This window comes from Candidatus Cloacimonadota bacterium (assembly GCA_016932035.1).
In the GTDB taxonomy this organism is placed as follows: domain Bacteria; phylum Cloacimonadota; class Cloacimonadia; order JGIOTU-2; family JGIOTU-2; genus Celaenobacter.
In genome coordinates this window covers 51,614-75,391 of record JAFGDR010000031.1, presented here as the reverse complement: position 1 = coordinate 75,391, position 23,778 = coordinate 51,614, and the positions used below count along the sequence as shown (strand labels likewise).

At 37.4% G+C, this 23,778-nt stretch carries 17 protein-coding genes; 13 read left to right on the top strand and 4 right to left on the bottom strand.

The window, feature by feature from the left end; all coding sequences use genetic code 11:
- The first annotated feature begins 31 nt into the window (after positions 1 to 31).
- The 13 genes from JW794_05250 to JW794_05190 all read left to right on the top strand — a co-directional run bounded on the left by JW794_05250 (position 32) and on the right by JW794_05190 (position 19,467).
- Positions 32 to 1,948: a hypothetical protein gene (locus tag JW794_05250; protein MBN2017517.1), complete on the top strand. Its 1,917-nt coding sequence runs from the start codon at positions 32 to 34 to the stop codon at positions 1,946 to 1,948.
- A gap of 9 nt (positions 1,949 to 1,957) precedes the next feature.
- Positions 1,958 to 2,848, top strand: coding sequence for a hypothetical protein (locus tag JW794_05245; GenBank protein MBN2017516.1), 891 nt, complete (start codon positions 1,958 to 1,960; stop codon positions 2,846 to 2,848).
- A 21-nt stretch (positions 2,849 to 2,869) separates the two neighbouring features.
- Positions 2,870 to 3,769 carry a histidine kinase gene (locus tag JW794_05240; protein ID MBN2017515.1) on the top strand — a complete coding sequence of 300 codons (900 nt, stop codon included), beginning with the start codon at positions 2,870 to 2,872 and terminating at the stop codon, positions 3,767 to 3,769.
- Between the two features lie 17 nt (positions 3,770 to 3,786).
- Complete coding sequence (locus JW794_05235; GenBank protein ID MBN2017514.1) at positions 3,787 to 4,638, top strand: response regulator; 852 nt, start codon at positions 3,787 to 3,789, stop codon at positions 4,636 to 4,638.
- A 68-nt stretch (positions 4,639 to 4,706) separates the two neighbouring features.
- Positions 4,707 to 5,921, top strand: coding sequence for a Flp pilus assembly complex ATPase component TadA (gene tadA / locus JW794_05230; GenBank protein ID MBN2017513.1), 1,215 nt, complete (start codon positions 4,707 to 4,709; stop codon positions 5,919 to 5,921).
- Positions 5,922 to 5,928: 7 nt separating this feature from the next.
- A complete protein-coding gene (locus JW794_05225) occupies positions 5,929 to 8,781 on the top strand; it encodes a tetratricopeptide repeat protein (protein ID MBN2017512.1) in 2,853 nt (950 codons plus the stop codon).
- A gap of 4 nt (positions 8,782 to 8,785) precedes the next feature.
- Positions 8,786 to 9,661: a hypothetical protein gene (locus tag JW794_05220; protein ID MBN2017511.1), complete on the top strand. Its 876-nt coding sequence runs from the start codon at positions 8,786 to 8,788 to the stop codon at positions 9,659 to 9,661.
- On the top strand, positions 9,658 to 10,848 hold the full coding sequence (locus tag JW794_05215) for a type II and III secretion system protein (protein MBN2017510.1): 1,191 nt from the start codon (positions 9,658 to 9,660) through the stop codon (positions 10,846 to 10,848). Before JW794_05220 ends, JW794_05215 begins: the two co-directional genes overlap by 4 nt.
- Positions 10,829 to 12,658: a hypothetical protein gene (locus tag JW794_05210; GenBank protein MBN2017509.1), complete on the top strand. Its 1,830-nt coding sequence runs from the start codon at positions 10,829 to 10,831 to the stop codon at positions 12,656 to 12,658. The genes JW794_05215 and JW794_05210 overlap by 20 nt, the downstream gene beginning before the upstream one ends.
- A 316-nt stretch (positions 12,659 to 12,974) precedes the next feature.
- On the top strand, positions 12,975 to 16,385 hold the full coding sequence (locus tag JW794_05205) for a carboxypeptidase regulatory-like domain-containing protein (protein ID MBN2017508.1): 3,411 nt from the start codon (positions 12,975 to 12,977) through the stop codon (positions 16,383 to 16,385).
- Between the two features lie 51 nt (positions 16,386 to 16,436).
- Positions 16,437 to 17,093, top strand: coding sequence for a hypothetical protein (locus JW794_05200; protein ID MBN2017507.1), 657 nt, complete (start codon positions 16,437 to 16,439; stop codon positions 17,091 to 17,093).
- A 44-nt stretch (positions 17,094 to 17,137) separates the two neighbouring features.
- Positions 17,138 to 17,860, top strand: a complete 723-nt coding sequence (locus JW794_05195; GenBank protein ID MBN2017506.1) for a hypothetical protein — start codon at positions 17,138 to 17,140, stop codon at positions 17,858 to 17,860.
- A gap of 32 nt (positions 17,861 to 17,892) precedes the next feature.
- Positions 17,893 to 19,467, top strand: a complete 1,575-nt coding sequence (locus tag JW794_05190) for a response regulator (protein ID MBN2017505.1) — start codon at positions 17,893 to 17,895, stop codon at positions 19,465 to 19,467.
- A 3-nt stretch (positions 19,468 to 19,470) separates the two neighbouring features.
- Here JW794_05190 and mnmE read toward each other — a convergent pair whose 3' ends face one another.
- From mnmE to JW794_05170, 4 genes are read right to left on the bottom strand one after another with little or no spacing between them, the layout of a single operon-like run.
- Positions 19,471 to 20,811, bottom strand: a complete 1,341-nt coding sequence (gene mnmE / locus JW794_05185; GenBank protein MBN2017504.1) for a tRNA uridine-5-carboxymethylaminomethyl(34) synthesis GTPase MnmE — start codon at positions 20,809 to 20,811, stop codon at positions 19,471 to 19,473.
- Positions 20,808 to 22,676 carry a 1-deoxy-D-xylulose-5-phosphate synthase gene (locus tag JW794_05180; GenBank protein MBN2017503.1) on the bottom strand — a complete coding sequence of 623 codons (1,869 nt, stop codon included), beginning with the start codon at positions 22,674 to 22,676 and terminating at the stop codon, positions 20,808 to 20,810. Before JW794_05180 ends, mnmE begins: the two co-directional genes overlap by 4 nt.
- Positions 22,670 to 23,302 (bottom strand): YihA family ribosome biogenesis GTP-binding protein, encoded by a 633-nt coding sequence (locus tag JW794_05175; GenBank protein MBN2017502.1) that lies wholly within the window; start codon positions 23,300 to 23,302, stop codon positions 22,670 to 22,672. Before JW794_05175 ends, JW794_05180 begins: the two co-directional genes overlap by 7 nt.
- A complete protein-coding gene (locus tag JW794_05170) occupies positions 23,289 to 23,669 on the bottom strand; it encodes a 6-carboxytetrahydropterin synthase (GenBank protein ID MBN2017501.1) in 381 nt (126 codons plus the stop codon). Before JW794_05170 ends, JW794_05175 begins: the two co-directional genes overlap by 14 nt.
- Positions 23,670 to 23,778: the final 109 nt, after the last annotated feature.

Here is a 23,778-nt window from a genome sequence, read left to right as displayed (position 1 = left end):
GTAATATTAAACTTTTTACCAGGAGGTGCCAATGGGCAAAGCAGTCTTAATTATGGCATTGCTTCTCGCGGTAATCGTTGTTATCGCCTCTGTGACTCTTTCTGTAGAACGTAAGGCAGATGTCATACCAGAAAAAATTGCATCTAATGAAGTGCATTCTGAACTTATAAATCTTGGATCTTATGCTCTCAAATGGGCAATCAGGCAAGTGCTAAATGAGCAAATTATAGAAACCAATACTTCTATTTTTGATAACGAAAGTGGTTCCTATCATTTTGCCTTCTTTGAAGTTCCTGCATTAGATGGCAGCATCGATATGATCACCTATGAATTTGGAGACACGCAAAGTGTGGAAGGGGGAGGTGGAGACGAAGAAGATGAGGAAGAGGAACAAGAGGAAGGAACAACCATTCCTTCTCTTGATATGATCTTTGCAAATGGGGATATTACGCTTACTGGTAGTGCGAGAATAAATGGAACAACTGGAACAAATTCAACGGCAAATAATAGTGTCACCTTTGCGTGGAGTACCGTTGTTGAAGGAGATTTCTATGTCGGTCCTGGAGCAGATTATAATGATGTAATAGATTCCCAAGGTTGGGGGAGAGTCCCCGAAGATAATATAACAGGTACTATTACAGATCTACCTTCAGCCCGAAGCTATCCTCTTCCAGATTATCCCGACTTCCCTGAGTTGACAAATCGTGGTTCTTTCAGCACAGCTGGACCACCATCTGGTGAATATCTTATCGATGAAGATGGTTATTACTCTTCAATCAGTGCTTCGGGAAACAGAACAATTACAATTGATGTTGGTTCTGGTACGAGAAGAATAGTTGTGGGCAGTCTTAGTATCGGTCAAGGACATATTGAATTACAGGGCACTGGAAACTTAATTCTTTATGTAGAAAACACATTCTCCCTCACAGGAAGTAGTGTGATCAATACTAGCGGAGATGCGAGTAAGGTACACATGTATTACTCAGGTGCAACTGATCTCGATTTGGCAGGTGCAACTGAATATAATGGGTCAATTTATATTGAGAATGCTAATTTGAGAATTGGTGGTTCGGGTGGCATTACCGGTCACATAATATGTGGCGGCTCAACGATCGATGTAAATGGTGCTGCTAATGCATATGTGCGTGCTCTTTATGCTCCGAACGCAGACGCATCAATTACCGGTTCTGGAAGTATCAGCGGTATTCTTGTTGCCAATACAATTACAATAACGGGCAGTGGTACTATTACTGCCAACACTGGTTGGATAGATCCTATTCCCGATATTGATGACTCAAGTGATGATACACCTGCAGTCACTGGTTCTTATGTTGTACAGGTTGACATCTCTGCCCATGTCAGCGAAGATGAATATGGCAACGAAAATGACCATACCAGTTTTGCCTCGATTCTTGTATCATACTCTGGTGGAGAACAGGAAGAAGAACTCGATGTTGAAGAAGAACCAGAAACTCCAACATTTTCAATGGAAGCTGACCTAAATATTAATCCGACCAATAATTCATCAAAACGATTCCAGATGCAAACACCAAGTGGTCAGATCGACAGGAATACTTTGAACTCCTATGGTTCTTCATATACGTATAGTGGATCTGCTTCTGAAATACGAATGCGTGTTAAAACAGGTGGAAACTCAATAACCGTTAATGAAACCAACATCTCTCTCTCGACAAATACAACATATACTTTTTGGTCTGATGACATGACTGTTAATCTAAGAAATACTCATGGTGGAAACTGGAACCAATCAAAAGGTCACTGGTGGATAGAGATTACCTGTTCTGAACCAACCGTAACTCCTGATCCTGGACTCCCTGAACCAGAAGAGGTAGACGACGAAGAAATAGACGAAGATGAGGTTGATGAAGAAGAAGAAATCGGCGATACTACCCTTGAAGATGTTGAAATAATATATTGGCAACCATAACATGATAAAATGAATAGAGTTATATTGATCATTGTCATTATACTTATTGCAATAGCGATTACAATTGTTGTTATAGGTAACAAGAAGAGCGAAGTCGTTCCTGAAATAGTTACAGATGATGAGGCAGGGATACAAGCTCGTTCTCTGGCTAACTATGCAGTTCAGTATGGTATTAAACAACTCTTGCAAGGTAAAGTAAGTTTTGCTGATAGTACTCATGGATACATCGAAGGATTCACCTCCCTCGCCATTATGGATGGCACCATAGATAGTCTATCTTATGCCACATTGAGTGATGGTAAAATTAAGATAGACTCATGGGTCAGTTATGATGTGCTTGGCTCTATAAAAAGTCATCATAGTTCTGCGAAATTTGCCTTTTTCACAGGAGAAGGTGTTGTTTCTAACATCACAGCAGCCATTGTCACTGGGGGTTCAATTACAGTTAAGGCAAAAGCTGTAGTTGATGGAATTGTTATTGAAGACTCCACCTTCGATTTCGAAGAAACCTTTGGCTTAACAGAGCAGGAAGTTAAAGATGAATGCATTTCTCTTGGATCATATATTGAAGTTCCTGCCAACAACGAACCTATGCCCGATAGTCTTACGTGGATGAATAATGATTTGAGGGTTCAATCCTATTGGTCGGGTGCTGGAATTCTTATCGTAAACGGAGATTTTAATGCTACTGCTCAAATAGTGTTCGAGGGTATCCTTGTCGTATTTGGAGAACTTTCTCTTGGGGCTCATTCTGATATCACTGGTGCTGTATATGTTATTGATGATGCATCTCTGGGTGCTCATGCTGTTGTATCTTTTGATGTTGATGCAATTCAGGATGCTCTTGAAGCGCTACCAATATCAATAACCTTAAAAATTGTCGAATGGAATGAAGAATAAAAAGCATAAAAGGATAGACATATGGAACAAATAAGATTATTAGACTCGGAAAAATTGATGTTTTCCTGGTGGCTTAAAATTCGCTGGTTCATTGTGCTCATATTGTTTGCAATTGGTCTGCTTCGCATTGGTATGATACAACAAACTTTTCCAATTGTGGCATTCGTAGGTGCTTTTCTTGGTATTAGCGTGCTCAACATATTGTTTCATCTTCAGATTATAACATCAAACAATCTTATCGGGGCTGCACAGATCGTGCTTGATATTATATTCGGTACAATTGTCGTTCATCTTACTGGTGGATTAAATAGTTCTTTCGTATGGATATTCCTTGTTGCTGTTGTAACTGCGAGTTTGTCGATCGAAAAAGCTGGTGGTTTCATTGCTGCTATGATCGGAAGCTTAAGTCTGCTTCTTCTTATCCTCATGTACAACTTCGGATGGCTAGCTCCTGTTAATGGTCAACCATATGAAGCAAATGCTGCAACACAAACCATTTTTCTTATCTCATATACCGGTCTGTTTACTGTTATCGCATTTATCTCAAGTTATATAAGTGATATGGTAAGAAAACTCTCACTTAAGGTCCTCGAAGCAAATGACAAGCTGAAAAATCAAGAAGAGTTCCTTAAAGATAAAGAAGATAAGATCGTATCTGATGAAAAAGCATTATCTGATTATGAGGAGGTTGTAAGGGTTTCTGCATCATTGGCGGGTATCGATCATGATATCAATAATCCACTTAGCATCATATCTCTTTCATTGAGCAGGGTAAAAAAGGCTGCAAGCCAGTATGATGATGAGAAACTTCATAAATCAAGCAATCAAATAACCGAAGCAATTAATAAGATCAATGGCATCCTTGCTCGGTTGCAGGAGCTTAAACGATTGCCCCTGATAAAAAAAGCACGAAATAAATAATATAGCAGGATAGTTTTATGCAAAAACACATTTTAATCATCGATGACGAGGATAGCATCAGAGAGCTCTGCAAGGAATTCCTAGAAGAAGAAGGTTACAAAGTCACGCTCGCAGTTGATGGTCAGGATGGTCTCGATAAGATGAACTATGATGACTTCGACCTATACCTGGTCGATATGGTCATGCCTCGTATGGATGGACTAGAAACGATGAAGCGCATCAAAAAGAAACAACCTCTTGCAGTAATCATTATTACAACTGGTTTTTCGAGTATTGAAGGTGCCGTAAAAGCGGTTCATGCCGGTGCGTTTCAATATTTATCAAAACCCATCAATGCAGAAGAACTCCTCGAAGCAGTTAAAAAAGGTCTGCAATACGGTGAGGACTTATATGGTCCGCTGCAAAAGGCATTTGAACCGGGAGCAGAAGGCACAAAGAATGAGCCGGCTATTCTTAATGGTTTTACACAGGAAGAAAAGGCTGATTTCCTCGCGCTTGGAAGGATAAAAAAATACGAAGCTGGTCAGACCATCACACTCGAAAACGAAAACGCCAACTCAATCGTTCTTGTTGACTCAGGAGAAGTGTCGGTTTGGTTGAGTAATACTACAGTTGACTACCTCCGCAAGAATGACAGTTGGGCTGAAGAAAATTTTATTCTTGCAAGCTCTGCCTTTACTGCCCTTCGTTCTGAAACTGCATGTGTAATTCGCTTTTTTGAAAGGAAAAAACTCCTTGATTTCTTCGCATATAAGGGTGAACGTCTTATGAAACGATTCATGATCAATCTTATTAATTGTCTCTTCACTAAATGGCGAAAGTCTATTCAACGAATCGTCATGCTCAAGCTCGTTACCGGCGAGAAATAATTTATCCTTTCTAAAAGATTGTATATGAATATGATAACCAAAATCAATAAAACTTAGGCAGGACAGCTATGGGTTTATCATTTACACCGGAAATGCTTGTTGGTTTGCCTGAATATCTCACCGGTACAAGCCGTTTCCAAAACATAAATAAGATCATTACATACAACGCTGCATGGCGTGAAGAAGCATATGAACATCTGCGTAAACTTCTCAAATACATGCGTGAAATAGATGCTTCCGACCTCGATATCGGTGGTCCGGGCTCAAATAATAACGTTTGGTACAGAACATATGGAAAAAAGTCGCCGTGTGATGATATGCCACATTATACCAATGATGAGGTAACTGCTATATTGTTAAGCGTCCTTTCTGATGACCAGAAAGTTCTTCTTTTTAAGGATAAGAACGTTGACCTTTCTGTTGGGATGGTTCTTGAAGAAGGTGAACGTCAAAGTCGTTTTAGAAGTGATATCTATTACGAAAGCAATGTACTGGTCGGTAACTTCAGGCGTATCAATCAAAATCTTTATAAAATTGAATCTCTTGGTTTTCCGGCTCCTATCATCCAGAGGATGGATCTCCAGTTCGAGAAATCAGGCTTGATTCTTGTAACCGGTATAACTGGTTCAGGAAAAAGCAGCACATTGGATTCAATTGTTGATATGAATAATCATAATAATGATGCACATATCATTATACTTGGTGCCCCGATCGAATATGTTCATAAATCAGATAGATGCATACTCCGGCATAGAGAAGTAGGTGAGGATGTTTTATCCTTTAAAAATGGTGTTGTCCAATCTCTTCGTCAAGACCCCGATATCATCATCGTCGGTGAGATGAGAGATCCGGACACGATCGCTCGAGTTCTCGAAGCAACTGACAGTGGACATAAAGCTTTTTCAACACTTCATACAAGCTCTGCGGTTGACAGTATTCATAGAATTATCGGTGAATTCCCGACTCGTGAGCAAGAGAGAATTAGACTCCGACTTGCTGATACTCTTTCAGTCATCATTTCTCAAAAACTTGTTCCAAACATAGGTGGTAAACGCAGTCTAGTTAAAGAGATACTTTCGGTTACACCATCTGTAAAGGCAGCTATTCGAAATCAAAATATTAATGAAATATACCAGATGATAACCGAAGGTAAGAAGTATGGTATGATCACACTCGAACAGGACCTTTTCAATATTTATAAAAAAGGTGAAATCTCTAAAGACGTTGCTCTAAATTATTCAAATAATAGAAAAAGAATGGAGCAGCTCCTGACCTATTCATGATAAAAGAATGAAATTAAGTAAAAACGGAAAAACAGCGATTGGTATTTATCAAGATGGGATGACCATTAAAGTTGCACAACTCACGGTTGTCAATGGGAAAATAAGTCTCACCGAACTATCTGAGACAACTTTATCACTCCCCCTTTATCCACTTGAAGTAACTCCTCCAGATCAAGGTGCAACTTCAATAGATCAAGAAGCGACAGAGCCAATTGCAGATCTTGCAGATTTTTCTGAGGATTTTAAAATTCCTGATCTTGCAGAACTAGAGGAATCCGAATATGAACCTGCTGAAGAAGCTGAACCGGTCATGACCGGAAAACAGGAATTTCAAAAATTAATATCTCATTTTCCTCTCGACTCTTGCCGTCTTTCTATGAATGCTCTCGAAGAGAATGTCTCATACACACAATTCAGCGAGACCTTTACACAATCACATTCCCGGTCAAAGATAAAAAAGCTCATACGCGATGAGATCCTTTCAAAAGAAGAACAAAAGAACAAAAATTATAATTTTGATTTTATTAGAAATGGAGATAATTCTCTTCTTGCTTTTGTGGAAAAGGGCCGAAATGATATTCTTCAAGCTCTTCAAGAAATTAATCCGCTTATATACAAAAAGAGATTTTATTTTAGTTATATTGAGCCTATAGAGGTTTCGCTTATGAACCTTGTGCGGAATAACTATGAATTTAATGAAGATGATTATGTGCTCTTAATTTATATCGGCATAGATTCTAAATTCGGGATTATAATGAAGGGAAATCAATATGTGAAAAGTTTCCCTTTGATCGTTCCTGAATCCGATCTCGATCGTATGCGTCAAGTTATCTATTCGAAGATTATTCTCGAACAGGACACTTCAAATGTAAACATAACTAGAAATGTTATCCTTGCCGGTGAAATGTCTAAGGATGATGATGTACAATACTTCCGTAACCAGATAAATTCTGGAGCAAATATTACACGCATATCACTTGATAAGCTTCATATTCCATCAGCAAAAGAAGCAGCATTTCCCCCAGAAAGAATCGCTGATTATTGCATACCTATATCCCTAGCCTGGAAATCGTTGGAGGGAAGGAACAAGAACTTCTATACATGCAACCTTCTTCCTCCAAAAATAATTGAAAGCCAGAAACCCTTCAAGATAGAGTGGCATGGATTTCTTGTCATGGCTGCGATTTTCTATGTCGCTTTTTCTGCTACGTTTAAGAATCTCGACATTAAAAAAGATATTATTGAGATCAGCCGTGAAAATAGCCAGATAGAGATAGAGTTAAGGAGAAACCGTTCCATTGTTGTAAAACTCCAGCAGGTAAAAAAAGAGATAGACGCTCTGCAGGAAAATCTTAAAAAAGTAGATAAACTCGTTGGTACTAAAAACCAGTGGTACTATATCTTGAACGTCCTATCAAACGCTTTCAAAGATAATAAAATCAGCTGGATAACATCCTTTAATACACAGGATAAAAATTTTAAAATAAGCGGTTACACAACGAGAAAGAGAAATGTAATACCATTCTCCAATCTATTCCCTGATGGAATTATCGAAAAAGTAATTGAAAACACGATACAGAACATCGCAATATGGCAATATGATATAACATATGGTTATCCTGATCCTATTGAAGTAGCTAAGCTAAAAAAAGAGAGTGAACCGGGCATCGAGTTTATCAAAGATACCGAACAGCTTTCTTCTCCTCAGGTTCAAATAGATTCTTTCAAACCTGCTGAAAAACCAAAAGTGAATACTGCAACTCAGCTAGTGAAACCCGTTACATCCAGTGCTCGTTATAATGAAATCGCGCAGCTATATTTCTCAGGTAATTATCAGAACGCTTATAATCAGTTCAAAGAATTTCTTCTTGAATTTCCTGATAGCAAATATACGAACAATGCTAGTTATCTTATGGGTGAATGTCTCTATCAAATGAAGGATGTTGATCAGGCAATTTTGGTGTTTGAAACAGTTATCAAACAAGGGGGCCTTAAAACACCGGATGCTCTGATGATGCTTGGAAATGCGTGTTCTCAAAAAAACAATCTCGATCAAGCTAAGATCTATTGGACAAGGATTGTAAATGAATATCCCCAAAACAGACTTGCATCCATCGCAGAAAAGAAACTTGCACAACTTGGCCCGACCAAACCAATTGAAAACAGCTCTATTAATGATACTGTTGAAAATCAATCATCAGAACTTTTTGATATACAGCTCTATGCTGATGGCAACTATGATAATATCCTCAATGAGCAGAAAAAATTGAATGCAGCAGGATACCCAACAAAAATTATACCTATCTCTACGAGTTCGGGGGTTATATATAGATTGAGGGTCGATGGCTCATTTTCTCGAGACAAAGCGTTTTCTCTTGGCAAGGAAATAAGCAGAGCGTTAAATTCTTATTATGACTTCTGGATCACTGAAGCACCTGTCACAAACCCATCATCTCAGGAAGATAATGCAAAGATCATAGATATTCAAGAGGAAATTCGGTCTGAATATGCTTCGATACTTGAAAAATATTTTTCTGAAGATTACCAGGCATCATACGATGGTTTCTATGATTTCATGAAGAAATATCCCGATCATGATCTTGCTTCGAATGCGCAGTATTATATGGGTGAAGCCCAGTATCAAATGGATAACCTGCCTGAAGCAATAACCATCTTTGAAATTGTTCTGGAAAAACAAGATGTAAAAAAACCCGATGCATTAATGATGCTTGGAAACGCTCATGCTGAGCTTGGAAACAACGATCAAGCCCTCTACTACTGGAATGAACTGATCTCTGTCTATCCTCATCATCACCTTGCTGATATTGCACAGATAAAAGCAATTGAGTTAAAGGATTAATGATATGTCATATGCTATAAGAAATACGATCATCCTTGCAGTTCTCTTGATCCTCGTTTTTATCGGTGGCTTGCTCTCGAACTCTCAATCGGTTAAACGGCTTGAGAAAATCGAAAAAACCTATCATGATAATCAACAGACCCTTGATCAGCTCAAGAGAACGAATCCGGACCTTGATAAAACTGATGAAATCATAGCTTCACTTGATGAGATGAAAAAGAAAGCACTTGAAGATAACAAGATAATCTTAAAAAATGACAATCCAAGCCAATCATATCAATATCTGATAGATATTACAGAAACCTTTGCACCAGATCTCAATTTTGATTTCAAGGTTGTACAGGGCGGAAAAAAGAATGATCTTCCTTTTAATTCTTATACATTAAATGGCACGGCAAATATAGAATCACTTCATTTCTTTATCTATCAAATTGAATACCAGGCACCTCTTTATATCATAGAATCGGTTAGACTATCAGAAACATCTGTTGCCCTTAAAGATACAGTGGACTTTTCTATGAAACTCAGTGTTTTTTATGACAAGAAGACCGGCACTTCCATTTCAGAAATACCTTTTAGAAGTTTCAGTTATTCTTCTCTTCCATATAATCCATTCTATTCGCGCATTCATGCTCCTTTCGATCGTTCAGAAGAAGATAAATATATCAACATCAATACATCTCTTCTGATTGGATTAACACCGGATAAGGTCTTTTTAAGAGATATTAATGGTATGATCGTTACTCTTATCCCCGGCTCAAGGGTTGCTTACGGATATTTAAATTATATAAACTGGAAACAGCAATGTGCTGTATTTAATATTAATCGAATTGGTATTAACCAAGAAGTTAAAATGTATTTACAAGGTAATGAATTATGAAAAAAATAATTCTCTTACTTTTATTCACATTACTCTGTACTTCATTGTTAGAAGCACAGTGGGTGGAAGATGAATTCTCATATAAGGAACTTGTTTCAATGGGTCGAGAGACTCCCTTCTATGAAGCGGTTCGTGCCCTTGAAGTCATGTCCATTCAATATGAAGGGAAAAAGATCGTTAATTTGAGCAAGTTCACGGGCGAAATAGGTATTCCTATCAAAGAAGTATATTGGAAGAATGCGCTATTTCTTATCATCAACTTTAATGATCTCATACTCGAGGACCTTCCCGGCTCGTATGTTATAAATGACATGACAGAGCTCGAAGAAGAAGCTGCCGAAGGACCTGAAATCACTCCGAGTACGAAGCAGGTAAAGATATCATCTATCTTTTTCAAAGCTGATAAATCAATACTTAATAGTATTGGGATTGATTGGTCAACTCTCTTTAATGGTAAAGTAGTTGCTGCAATCAACTTTTCAGGAAGTAGTGTTGCTGAAGATGTCTTTAATGCAAGCGCTGCCACAAAACTTGAATCCGGTGATGTTACGATAGATATCAATACTCTCTTCAGTATACTGGAATCACATCAGGTCGGTACGGTTATCGCACGTCCAACTCTTATTGTTATTTCTGGCAAGCAAGGGCAAATACAGGTTGGCCAGGACTTCTCTGTTAAGAAGAAAGACGAAGCAGGAAATATCAGTGATGAATTCTTCGAGACCGGTGTAATCATGACTGTTACCCCTACTGTTGTCGATGATGAAAATGGAGAAGCAATCCATCTTGTTGCAAGTGTTCAAAAAAGTTCTGCAACACCGGGTGAGCTCAGTACAATCATTAATAAGAGTGAATCGGATACTGAAGTTCTCCTCTATGACGGTGAAGAAACAGTCATCGGCGGTCTTTATGACACAGATGAAACAATAAGCCGAGTTGGAATTCCAATTTTAAAGGATCTTCCCTGGTGGGTTTTGGGTATCAGATACCTTACCGGTTCGAACAGACGTGAAACGAACATTCGAGAAATGATTGTTATCATTAAGGCTGAGATATCGAAATCAACACATGAGAGAAGAAATGAAGCATTAAATACTCAGCAAAAGATAGAAGAACATCGTATCGAGAACGAGGATGCAAAAAAACTTTTTAATATTGAGGAAACCGATGACACAAAAAATAAATAAGTATTTATATCTCCTTTTGTTGGTGTTTTTGACGGGTCTTTTCCTCTTCATCACAAGTTGTGATCTAAAAATTACTGATCCCGACCTTACTGATGCTCCTTCTAATATGAAGATCAAAAAAACTGAAGAGGGCAGAATTGAAATTACATGGACCTACAAAATACCGGAACATGCTGATTCCGATACCCTCTATTTTGTGATCGGCAAAAAGGTTGGAACTGGAACATGGAATGATAGTTACGAAAATATCTCAACACAGTTTTTCACATTTCTTGATAATATTCCAACCAATGACAGCCTTGTTTATGCATATAAGGTGAAATTTTATAATAAATCAACTGGTGAGTCATCTCCCTATTCAGAGATAATCGCTTTTCTTTCATCATATTGTGATCCAACCGATCTTGTCATTAACCAGAAAACCCAAACCCGTGTCGAAGTAGCCTGGAAGGATCATTGTGTTGGTGAAGAAGGCTATTATGTCGACAAGAAAATCGGGACTGGGAGCTGGTCGAGTAAATACAGGACGCTCACTGCGAATGCTACTTCTTTTACTGACGATGTAATTCTTTTTGAAGAAGTCTATTATCGTGCAAAGGCATTTATTGGCACATCAACATCAGATTACACAGAAAATTCTTATACACCAACATTTCTTGCACCTTCCAATCTTGTACTTCAAAAACTCGATGATAACAAGATAAAGCTTACCTGGCAGGATAATAGTGAGGGTGAAGTTGGTTTCCATATCGATAAAAAGATCGGCGGTAAAGACTGGACTCTTAACTATAGTACTGTTGATAGTAATACAACATTTTTTATCGATAATATAACAGAACCATGCGGCACATTCTCATATCGTGTTAAAGCCTATTCAGGGACATTTACGTCGTCGAACAGTAATGAAGAGTCAATGAATATTCTTTTGAATCTTGTTGGTGATTTAAATACTCCAGGTGTTGCTCAAGACATTGCTACGCTTGCCTGGTATGCCTATGTACCGGATAACTATTCTGGTCTTCAGATCATATATTATGGGAATCCTGAAAGTCCTTATGTCGAACACACAATGACAGATTTCGAGGATCGGGTTATCTCCGCTGATATCGAAAATGATTTTTTATATGTAACAAGTCACAGCGGAACAACTGCTCCAGGCTTGATATCCCGAGTCGATATTAGCACTCCAACAAATCCTATCGTTACAGGAAGCAGTCAGACATCGGGAATTCCATATGATATTTCAGTTGTTGGAGATTTTGGATATATTGCTGACGGCAATAATGGATTGACCGTTTTCTTCATTTCAAATTCCACCCCTGATTTCGTGACAAATGTTCCTACTGGTGGCTCTGCTCAAGGTATTTTTGTTAATGGAACATATGCCTATGTTGCTCAAGGCTTGGATGGAATAGCTATTTTTGATATCTCTGATCCCTATAACCCATCTCTTCTCTCTACCTATCCGACAACCATAGCCAAAGATGTTTTTGTTCAAAATAACTATGCCTATATAGCTGATGGTGAAAGTGGTCTTATTATTATTGATGTTTTAACACCGGCAACTCCCACTTATGTTTCTGAAGTCAATACTGGCGGATTCGTTACGGGAGTTTATACTTATGATGGCTATGCTTATATTTCAGATTCAGAAATTGGATTGATGGCTATCGATGTTTCATCAATTACGACGCCATATATACTTGGATATTATTACATGACAACCGAAGCGTCTTCACTCACTTACTCTGGAAGTTATACCTTACTCATTGATAGCGAGGGAGTGAAGATTGTACAGGTTAGCCCATAAGGAGCTAAAATGAGAGGTGGATAAAATTTCTTCAAAGTGTAGAATAAACTACACAAACTGCGGAATAAATTCAGCATTTTGTCAAAATTTCTCAAATGAATATTTTTGTCTAATGCATTGAATTAATATTGCATTCAATCTTTTAAGTCACATCTCACAGTTACGTTACGCAATTCTGCAAATATTTTTATTCAGATAATTCATTTATATTCTAATTATCAGCACAAAAATTGCTATATAAATTTATAAAAATTTTTATTAAAACCTAAAAAAGAAGGTTATCAATGAAAAGAAAAAAACTATTATGGAGGATACAATGAAAAAAATTGGTCTTTTGCTTTGTTTCTTACTTCTTTTTTCTATTTCTGTTGTAGCTCAAACTCATATTCCTGCTGGTAATGTAAGTGGAACTTGGAGTCTTGCAGGTAGTCCCTATATTGTTGATGGTGAAATTCAAATACCTTTAGGCAATGAGCTTACGATCGATCCTGGTGTTTCAGTAGAATTTTCAGGACATTATAAGTTTATCATCTATGGACGATTATTAGCAGAAGGTATTCTTGGAAATACGATCACTTTTTCTGCACAAACACCTGCTACAGGATGGCATGGCTTGAGATTCATAGACACAAACACAAACGGGCAGGACAGCTCAAAGATCGTGTATTGTGATATAGAAAACGGAAAAGCAACAGGTATTTCTCCTGATTATCGTGGTGGTGCACTATACTGTTATAATTCATCAGATATACTCATCCAACATTCAACGATCACTCAAAATACAGCCATAAGTAACGGCGGGGCACTCTACCTGTACGAATCGGATATTGTGATAGACGATGTTATCATTTCTGATAACATAGCAAGCGGTGCGGGAGGTGGGTTATATCTTTATAATTCTGATCCAGTTCTTACAGAAGTGTTGATTTTTGATAATACTTCTACCTATGACGGTGCTGGTATAAACTGCTTTAATTCAAGTCCTTCAATAAAATGGTCACAAATATACGGAAACACAACCCAGTGGAATGGGGCTGGCATATCCTGCTATAATAACTCCCTCCCTGAAATACAAAATACAACAATAAGCAATAATCTCGCTTATCAAAACGGATCGGCTCTTGCTGTGCTGTATAATTCTGATGCTACTCTTGTTAATTGTATTTTATGGAACAATGCAAATAATGGCATATATGTAGAAGCTGGAAGCAGTATTGATGCTACGTATTCGGACATTATGAATGGAACTGGTCAATCATATTTTGGAACCGGTTGTATTGCCGTAAATCCTCTTTTCCAGGATGCTATGAACAACGATTTTCAAATAACCTGGGCTAACTTTCCTGTTCATGATTCAACAAAATCTCCATGTATTAATACAGGTGATCCTGCTTCCCCACCTGATCCTGATGAAACAAGAGCAGATATGGGAGCACTCCCGTTCCTTCAATCCGGTATTGGTGGAACTATCACACTGCAGGGCGGAACAGGAAATCTACAGAATGTAGCAGTTACTGCAGGTGGCGAGACTGTATATCCTGATGCTTCTGGAGAATATCTTATCAATCTTGCTCCTGGAACTTATACAGTTACTGCTATATTAGACGGTTATTCTACAAATCCCGTAACTGGAGTTAATGTATTACTCGGTCAGGTTACGACAGGTATCGATATCACATTAAATGAAATACTTCCCGGTGAAATCCTTGGGCGTGTTGATCTTGAAGGTCTCGGAGATGTAACTGAGGTTCTTGTTTCAGCTGGAGATCAAAGCACGCATCCTTATCCAGTTTATGATCCTTACTCTGGCTCAATTTTATATTATGAATATTTTATTGAATTACCACAAGGCACATATGATGTACTTGCCACAAAAGCAGGTTATCAAGATTCCACAATTACAGATGTTGTCGTTGTTTCCGGGCATCAAAACACAGGTAATGATTTCTTTCTTCTTCTTATTAAATATGATGGCTGGATTACAGGCACCATAACGCTTAAGGATGGTGCTGGGCTTGTTACAAATGTAGAGGTTTCTTCTGATACGCTTACTGTAAATCCTGATGCAACAGGTTACTACGAAATACTTCTCGAAAACGGAACATATGATGTTACGGCTTCACTTGATGATTATACAACTGTTTCGATCAGTGATGTAGAAGTTATTGCAAATGATACAACAACTGTGGACATTACGCTTTTAAATTGGGAGGTAATACCCGGGACACAATATACAATGGTTGCTTATGTAACTACTTCATTAGACGGTGACTATTTGATTAATGATGCCAGTAATCAGTTTGGTGCTTTTGGTTCTGGCGGTACTCCTGACTGTCGTGGAATTGCCACATGGCAAGAAGGCAACCATCCTCTCTGGGAAGGTTTTTACGATCTTGAGGGTTACTGGTACTTGACAATGGTAAGTAATAATAATTCCGGTACAGACACTATAAGTTTTAAAGTATATGATACCGAAACGGATGTTATCTATGATTGTTATGAAACTTTAATTTTCATGGATTGCACACATTCTCAACTCAATGTTGTAGCCCAAAAAGATGTAGATCAGAATTTCTCTCTTACAGCAGAGTGGAATTGGATTTCATTCAATGTCCATCCTGATGACACATCTCTTGATGCTGTACTTTCTCCTCTAGGTGGCAATGGATTCCAGATTAAGAACCAAACACAATCTGCAACATATACGGATCCGCCAGGGATATGGGTTGGCACACTCTTAAACATCACAGATGGCGATGGTTATCTTCTTAATATGCTCAATCCTGTTGATCCCTTCACCGTTACCGGTCATCTCATTAATCCAGAAACAAATTATCTTCCTTTAGAATATGATTCTGCTCTAGCATACAACTGGAATTGGGTTGGATACTATCCTAACGTTGAGTTAACTCTAGATGATGCCCTTACAAGTCTTGGAACAAGTGCGTTGGCGGTTAAAACTCAGTCTAAATCAGCAATAAACGTTAACGGTTCCTGGGCAGGTGACCTGGTAACAATGGTTCCCGGCGCAACTTATAAGATCAATATGGATAATGCTGACACACTCACCTATCCTATTGCTGAGCAAACAAAAGAAGTTTTATCATCACCTTCATCTAATAATGCCTTGAACTGGCAGGTTCTTTCTGGTTGTGACAAAAACATGATAGCTCTAATAGACTTAGAAAATGATTATGATCCATCTTCTCTATCAGTTGGTATCTTTGATGAGAATGGTGCATGTCACTCCATAGGGACATATCTTGAAAATGTTTGGTACTTTACTGTTGTTGGAAAAAAATCAGAATCTTTGCACTTACAGGCTTTTAATGGTCAATCAGATGAGTTCCTGATAAGCAATCAAACCATAGATTTCCAGAATGACATTATTCTTGGAAAATTCTCTAATCCTATCAAAATAACCCTGGATAAAATCGAACATGAAAACAGCTCATTAATGTTATATAGAAATCATCCAAATCCCTTCTATCAATCAACTCGTATCCAATACTACATTCCACAAACAACGTCTGTCGAACTTTCGATTTATAATATACTCGGTCAAAAGGTAAAAACATTGATTTCAGGCTCGAAGGATGCCGGAGAATATGTTACAAGTTGGGATGGTTGTGATGATAATGGACATCGATGTTCTAACGGTATTTACTTCTACAAATTAACATCGAATTCCTCCTCCGTCGTAAGAAAAATGTTAATGATCAAATAACATATTGTGAGGAAGAAAGTTCATGCTTTCTTCCTCTTTTTTCTTGTAATAATGAAAAGAATTATCTTACTTCTTCTCGCTTTTCTATTGTCATACAAATCTATTCTCATATCTGAGCCGCCTGAGTGGGCACCTATTTCTGGCAACGAATATTCAATGGTTGTTTTTGCTGATATCTTTTTAGATCATAATCCTTTTACTGGCTCAGATACCTGCAATATAGCTGCAGCATTTGGACCTGGTGGTGAATCTGACTGTCGTTCGATTGCCTTATGGTTAGAATCTTTCCCTGCCTATGGATACTGGTATTTTAATATTATTGGAAACATAAATTATGAGACTATAACATTTAAAATATATGATTCTAATACTGACAGTGTCTTTAACTGTCTCGAAAATATTATTTTCCAGGATGGTATTACTATTGGTACAGCTGCAGATCCTATTATATTTTTAACTAATCTTTCTACACCTAGTTCCATTTTAATAACCGTAAACGAAATAACAGGTATTCCAACAATCTCATGGACACCAATCAATGGAGTTTCATCTTATTATATCTATTCAGGTAACTCCCTAAATATAGTAACTACTCCTGGAACACATATAGCTCAAGTTGATAGTAATTCTTGGTCAGATTTTTCAAAATTACTAAGTAAAAAATTTTACGTTATTACTTCATCTAATGATCCATTACGATGTGAATAGAAATAATTGTCCTAATTCACATTACTTGGCATCAAAGGAGATTAATGTTAAAAAGAATTATTATTTTTGTTTTTATAATATTGCTCTTATTTAATACAATCTTGCTATCGAATCCACCAAACTGGCATGTCATCTCCGGAACTCAGTATTCAATGATCCTGATTGCTCAAATCACATTTAATGGTGACATATTTGAAGGTGGTGTAAGCAACAATATGGCTGGAGCATTTGGTCCTGGTGGTGAATCTGACTGTCGCTCTATTGCGGCATGGCAGGTAGCTTCACCTCCCTACTGGGATGGATACTGGTATTTTACCATTGTTGGCAATGATAATTGTGATTGTATTTATTTTAAGATTTATAATGATCCCACTGATTCGGTATATGACTGTACTGAAAGTCTTTTATTCCAGGATAATATAACAATAGGAGAACCTACAAATCCCTATCAACTTCACACTTATCCAATCAGTGTTTCTCACAATGGTTTTAATGATTTCGATATTTGCACATATCCAAATCCGTTCACAGAAAATGTTCATTTCTCAGTCCCAGTTGAGCATATAAATGATTTTGTTCTTACTATTTTAGATATCAAGGGACGCTTTATTAGATTTTTTTATCCAGATGATATTGATAAAAAAGGCGCTATTACATGGTCTTGCTTAGATGTAAATGGTTTTCAAATACCTTCGGGAGTTTACCTTTACATTTATTTAAATAAAAATTATACATCATACGGTAAAATTGTTCTTATCAAAGAATAGATTTCAACCTTTTTTTTAGAGAGAATGTCCTAATGATTCAAATTGATAAAACAGACATTACAAAAGAAGAAGAATATCTTCAACTGAAAAAAGCAATTGAAACAATGAAGCTCGGGGTTACAATCACAAATATAAAAGGCGAGATCATCTATACAAATCCTGCAGATGCACATATGCATGGCTGGGATCCTGATGAATTGATTGGAAAAGATGTTCGTATCTATGCTACAAGAAAGAAATTGCAGCCCTGGAAGATCGACCAGGTCATAGAATGGCGAGGAATGACCAGAGAAAGCACGAACATTAAGAAAGATGGTGAACCTTTTCCAGTTCGTCTTATCTCAGATGTAGTTCGTAATGCTGAAGATTTCCCTATAGCGGTTGTTACGTTATGTGAGGATATAACTGAGTCAAAACAACTTCAACAAGAATTAAAAGAAAGTGAGGAAAAGCTTCGCCAAAAACAAAAGATGGAAACAATCGGTGTGCTTGCTGGTGGAGTTGCTCATGACTTTAACAATCTTCTCACTGCTATCAATGGTCGCTGTGACCTGCTTATGCGTAAGCTGAATGAATCCGATCCAATATATAATGACCTTAAGGAAATACGAAAAGCTGGTGGAAGAGCTGCTTCACTTACAAGCCAGCTTCTTACATTCAGCAGACAGCAAATCATTGAGCCCAAAGTGTTGAATGTATCAACTGTTATCAATGATGTTCACGACATGCTTCAACGTTTGATTGGTGAGGATATCATATTTCAAACCGATCTTCAAGAAAATCTCTATATAAAAGCTGACAGCAATCAAATAGATCAAATTCTTATGAATCTTGCTGTAAACGCAAGAGATGCAATGCAGAATGGTGGAAAACTCACGATAAAGGCTTTTTCAAAAACTTTAACAACAAAACTTGAATCAACTCAAACCGAAGCTCTTAATCCCGGAGAATATGTCGTTATAGAGGTCTCCGATACCGGCACCGGGATGAGCAAGGAGACGATCGTTCGAATATTCGAACCTTTCTTTACAACAAAAAAAGTCGGCAAAGGAACAGGTCTTGGACTTGCAACAGTATATGGTATTGTTAAACAAAGTGATGGTGGTGTTGAAGTCGACAGCTCGCTTGGAGAAGGTACAACATTTAGGATTTATCTTCCGCTGGTTGAGCAAGAAGAAATCGAAGCTCCCGTTTCTGAAACAACGACAAAAATCGAGCCAGAATATTCTATTGAACAAAAACAGCATACTATTTTACTGGTAGAAGATCAAGAAATGGTGCAAGATCTCGTTACAGAAATTCTTGAGGATGAAGGTTTTAAAATTATTACTGCCGACAATGGCATCAATGCGCTTGAAGTAGCCAAGAATTTCGATGGTTCTATTGACCTGATGCTTACAGACGTAATTATGCCAGAGATGAATGGAAGGGAATTAGCAGCAAAGATGCATGAAAAAAAGCCTGATTTGAAAATTCTATTCATGTCCGGCTATACGGGGGAAGAAATCCGTAATCGAGGTGTTCTTGAGCCCGGAACAAATTTCATACAAAAACCATTCACCCCAGACTCATTAGTTGAAAAAGTAATTGAAGTTCTAAGGTCTTAAAACCTATTTCCCAACGCAAAAACGATCAAATATAGAATTGATAATTTCCTCACTACTTATCTTTCCTATAATCTCCTCCAAATATTCACTGGATTCTTTTAGATCAAATGCAATGAACTCCAATCCTCTCTGAGAATCAGCAGAATCTATTGCCTGACATAGCGCTTTCAGGCTCTTTTCTGCAGCTGCAAGCTGTCTTGCATTTGTAATAAATCCACCTGATATATCATAATTGCTGATATCAATATTGTTAATCATTCTTTTTTTGAGTTCCTCGATTCCGGTTCCATCTATTGCTGATACATATAACAAATCCTTCTCTTTTTTTGGTTGAACACCTAATAAATCTACCTTATTCAATACCTGGATAATATTTATCCCATCAAGATTAGGCAGTGATGTTTCACGTGAAACAGTGCAATCCTTGATCCATATGACAAGATGTGCATCTCCAATTATTTTTAATGATTTTTCTATTCCGTATCGCTCTATATGTTCTGGATCATCTCTCAGTCCCGCCGTATCAAATAGTTTAACCAGATAACCCTCCAAAGCGATATCCTCTTCAATATAATCTCTGGTCGTTCCGGGTATATCGGTAACAATAGATCGTTCATTTTCGATGAGTTTATTAAAGACACTTGATTTGCCTGCATTTGGTGGACCTGCAATTACTACTCGATAGCCTTCGTGCAGTATTCTTCCTTCATGTGCTGTTTTTATGAGTTTTTTAAGTGATTTTTGTATTCTATTAAGTGCACTTCCATAATCATTAAATTTTTTAGATCCCAATCCCTGATCTGAGAAATCAATATCGAGCTCTATCTCTGTTCTGATAGCAGTTATCTCATCTAATATTATTGAAATTGAGTCATGAAGTTTCCCTTCAAGTTGATAAATTGCAGACTCTAATGAATGCTTTGTAGAGGAATGTATCAGGTCAATAATTGCTTCTGCTTCTGTCAGGTCAATTTTACCATTGAGGAAAGCTCGTTTTGTAAATTCTCCCTTCTCTGCAGATCTTGCTCCCCTTTTCAGAATAGTCTCTAATACTCGCTGTGTAACAAACGCTCCACCATGGCAACTTATCTCGATGACATCTTCGCCAGTAAAACTATTCGGGTTTTTGAAATATGATACGAGAACTTCATCAATTAACTCGTTGCTATCAAAAATCCGTCCAAAATATATGTGATGAGATTCCATCTCTTCTGCTGCTATTTTCGATCGGAATACTTTATTGATTATTTCCAGGCTATTCGTCCCGCTTAATCTTATTACCGCAATCCCGCCAGTCCCCGGTGGGGTTGAGACTGCTGCAATGGTATCCAGATGGTTTGTCATAATGATGAAATATATGATATGATATTTCTTGTCGTAAGTCCAATTTTATCTCTTAATATCTCAGTATTTCCATATGTTACAAAATCATCTGGCAATCCGAATCGTTTGATTGTAAAATGTATGTTCAGCTCATTACAAGTTTCAAGAATAGCTGCTCCAAAACCTCCATAAAGAGCATTTTCTTCTATTGTGATGATATTCTTTAACTTTTTTTTATGTAATTCTTCAAGCATCTTACTATCGATTGGCTTGATAAATCTGGCATTTATTAAAAAAGGATGCTTGCCATTTTTCTCCATTTCATGATATGCATCATATCCAATTTTAAAACTGGTTCCTGCACAAATGATTGCATCTCTTTCTCCCTCATATATAAGTTCAAATTTACCCAATTGTATTATCTCGCTCGTACTTTTATATGAATCAACTACTCCCCTTGGATATCGAACAGAGATGGGACCTTTATTATAATTTTGCATGAATTTGAGCATCTTTTTAAACTCTTCACCATCTTTAGGTGCCATGATAACCATATTGGGGATACATCTAAGATATGAAAGGTCGAATGCACCATGATGTGTCGGTCCGTCTTCACCAACGAGTCCACCTCTATCAATCGCAAATTTCACGGGTAATTTCTGCAATGCTACGTCATGAATTATCTGATCAAATGCCCTCTGTAAAAAAGTCGAATAAATGGCCACAAAGGGTTTTAACCCTTCCAATGCTAGTCCGGCCGAAAAGGTGACGGCATGCTGCTCTGCAATTCCTACATCAAAAAAACGATCGGGAAATTTCTCTTTAAATCTTCGAAGTCCTGTTCCATCACACATTGCAGCAGTTATCGCAACGACATCTTTATCTTTCTCAGCTATTTCAATGAGAGTGTCACCAAAAAGTGTAGAATAAGATGGTTTTGCTAGCTTTGCTTTTGATTTCTTTATCTCCCCTGTCATGTTGTCAAAAGAAGAAACTCCATGAAATTTTGTTGCATCCTGTTCAGCAAATTCACACCCCTTGCCTTTCTTGGTGATTAGATGTACAAGAGCTGGCTCGCTTATGTTATTTCTGACCTGAGTGAGAATTTTTATTACTGTCGGAAGATCATGGCCATTGATCGGCCCAATATATCTAAAGCCCAGATCCTCGAAAAGACTGCTGGGTACGAACATCTTAAGAATACTGTCCTCAAAACGCCTTGCACCTGAAATAATCTTATTTCGTACGATTTTTGGGAGTGTCTGTACCATATCCCATACATCATTTTTTAGCCTATTATAATGCCTCCCAGAAAGAACATTTGCAAGATAATAATGCATACCTCCAACATTCTTAGAAATAGACATTGAATTCTCATTTAAAATGACGATAATATCCTTTTTAGAACCACCGATATTATTTAACCCCTCGTAGGCTTCTCCTGCAGTAAGTGCACCATCGCCAATGACAACGATCGTCTTATCTGGATTATTCTTATACTCTTTGCCAACAGAAATTCCAAGTGCCGCAGATAATGAAGTGCTGCTGTGACCAACGCCAAAAGCATCATATTTACTCTCAAAAATAGAGTTAAAACCGCTTATCCCGCCAAACTGGCGAAGCGATTCAAAATTATCGTTTCTTTCCGTAAGAATCTTGTAGGCATATGACTGATGCCCAACATCCCATATCATTCTATTCTTTAGTGGATCAAAAACATTTAAAAGTGCAACAGTGAGTTCAACAACTCCCAAGCTAGGTGCAAGATGCCCGCCTGTTTTGGAGGTCACGTCTATAATTCTTTCTCGAATATCCTTGCATAGCTCTTTTAGTTGTTCAAGGCTAAGTTTTTTAAGGTCTTCAGGTTTGTTTATCTGTTCTAACATGTTTCATCTCCATTTGTGTCTGTTCCAGTAATGTGGTCGATCCATTCTAATATCGGCTCTCTACCCTTTTTATCCTTTGCGGAGAACATCAAAATATCTTGGTTGGGTAAGAGTAAAAATTGATCTTTGAGTATCCTTGTCTTAATTGAAGCCAGTGATTTACTTATCTTATCTGCTTTTGTTGGTACAATGAGTAAATTTTTATTATGTGATGTAATCCAGTTTTTTGCTTCAATATCCTTTATGTCCGCTTCATGCCGTATATCAACGATCAACACAATGCCACATAAGTTTTTCCTCTTCATGATATAATCATCAGACAGTTTTTTCCAGGCTTGCTGGACTTTCTCTGAAATCTTTGCATAACCATATCCTGGCAAATCAGCAAAATTGATATGAAAATCTCTGCCGTTTCTAGTGCATACGACTTCAAATATATTGATTGTTCGTGTTTTACCGGGTTTTTTACTTGTCTGTGCTAGATTTTTTCTTTGCAGCAGACTATTTATGAGTGATGATTTTCCAACATTCGACCTTCCGATAAAAGCAATTTCTGGCGCATTACCTACGGAAAGATCAGAATATTTATAAGCACTTTCGACAAATCTGGAATTAAGGATTCTCATAAGGTCTATATATTACTGAGTATTTCTCAGATTCACTTACTTCAATCTCATAGACAGCAGTTTTGTCATCATTAAACACAGATTCTGCTTTTTTATAAAGAACCTTCGCAATAGACTCAGATGTTGGATTTATTTCGCTGAAAAATTGTAATTTGTTAAGATTTTCATGATCAAATTCTTCCAATATCTCATTGAACTTATTCTTTAGTATTTTGAAATCTTTGGTCATACCAATTTCATCGATGCTGCTGCAACGCAGAACGAGTCGCACATTCCAGTTATGACCATGCACTTTTGAGCAATCACCCTTGTATCCTACTAAGTTATGTGCGGCACTAAAATTACTTTTTATATTAACAATATACATTATACACCTCAACGTATAAGCTTATTTTTTTATGTAATTTGTTGTCAAAATATTCTACACTTTCTTGACATCACGTCCAGTCTTTCATGCATAAGTTCTTTATCGGAGG